Source organism: Nocardia sp. NPDC059228 (assembly GCF_042754245.1).
In the GTDB taxonomy this organism is placed as follows: domain Bacteria; phylum Actinomycetota; class Actinomycetes; order Mycobacteriales; family Mycobacteriaceae; genus Nocardia.
In genome coordinates this window covers 1-1,444 of the sequence record NZ_JBHZAL010000108.1, presented here as the reverse complement: position 1 = coordinate 1,444, position 1,444 = coordinate 1, and the positions used below count along the sequence as shown (strand labels likewise).

1 protein-coding gene and 1 pseudogene are annotated in these 1,444 nt (G+C 69.3%); both read left to right on the top strand.

The window, feature by feature from the left end:
- Positions 1 to 210, top strand: a pseudogene (locus ACFXKA_RS42770) (inositol-3-phosphate synthase); the annotation flags it as partial.
- Between the two features lie 162 nt (positions 211 to 372).
- On the top strand, positions 373 to 1,444 hold a 1,072-nt coding region (locus ACFXKA_RS42765), incomplete at its 3' end, for an MFS transporter (RefSeq protein ID WP_379431872.1).

Below are 1,444 nucleotides of genomic sequence, written 5' to 3'. Positions count from 1 at the left end.
GAGTACAAGCTCGAGGTGTGGGACTCCCCGAACTCGGCCGGTGTCATCATCGACGCCGTCCGTGCGGCGAAGATCGCCAAGGACCGCGGCATCGGCGGCCCGATCCTCTCCGCCTCCTCGTACTTCATGAAGTCCCCGCCGGTGCAGTACTTCGACGACGAGGCCCGTGAGAACGTGGAGAAGTTCATCCGCGGCGAGGTCGAGCGCTGATCCCTCGGCGGATCTCCCAGGGGCTCGGATTGGCAGAACGCCGGTCTCCCCTGTAATACGCACCATGCGAAGGGTCCCGGGCAGTCTGCCCGGGACCCTTCGCATATGACGTCCGGGGACCCTTCGTATGTGACGGGCGCGCCGTGTGTGACGCTGATCCACATGTCTGTCGTACGCGATCTGCGCGTGCTCCTGCGTCTGCCCAACTTCCGCCGTCTGCTGACCGTGCGGCTGCTGTCGCAAGCGGCGGACGGGGTCTTCCAGGTCGCGCTGGCCGCACACGTCGTGTTCTCCCCCGAGAAACAGACCTCCCCCGGCGCCATCGCGTCGGCCATGGCGGTGCTGCTGCTGCCGTACTCGCTCATCGGTCCGTTCGCCGGGGTACTGCTCGACCGGTGGCGGCGGCGCCAGGTCATCCTCTTCGGCAATCTGCTGCGGGCGGCTCTCGCGACCTGCACCGCCCTGCTGATCCTCACCTCCGTGCCGGACTGGCTCTTCTATGTCTCCGCGCTCGCCGTGACGGCCGTCAACCGGTTCGTACTCGCCGGGCTGTCGGCCGCGCTGCCCCGCGTCGTCGAGGACGGACATCTGGTCGTCGCCAACTCCCTCTCCCCGACCGCCGGCACGCTCGCCGCGACAGCGGGCGGCGGCCTCGCCTTCCTCGTACGGCTGGTCGTCTCCGACTCCGACGCCGCCGTGGTGCTGCTGGGCGCCGCGCTGTATCTGACAGCGGCGCTGGCGTCGGTCACGATGACACGCGATCTCCTCGGCCCTGATCCGGGACAGGTGCAGCCCCGGATCGGGGCCGCTCTTGCCTCCACCGCACGCGGACTCGGCGAAGGGCTGCGCCATTTGGCGGAGCGCCGTGACGCGGCGGTCGCGCTGCTCGCCATGACGCTGATGCGGTTCTGCTACGGGGCGCTGACCGTCATGGTCCTGATGCTCTGCCGCTACGCCTGGTCCAACACCGAGGAGGACGGGATCGCGCTGCTGGGGGTGGCGCTCGTTGTCTCGGGGGCGGGCTTCTTCGCCGCCGCCGTGGTCACACCGACGGCAGTCGGACGTCTCGGCTCATTCGGCTGGATGATGACGTGCGCCGCCTCGGCGGCCGTACTGGAACCGGCGCTGGCGCTGCCGTTCTCTCCCACCCCGATGCTCGCCGCCGCGTTCGTGCTCGGCCTGACGACCCAGGGCGCGAAGATCTCGACGGACACGGTGTTGCAGACATCGGTGG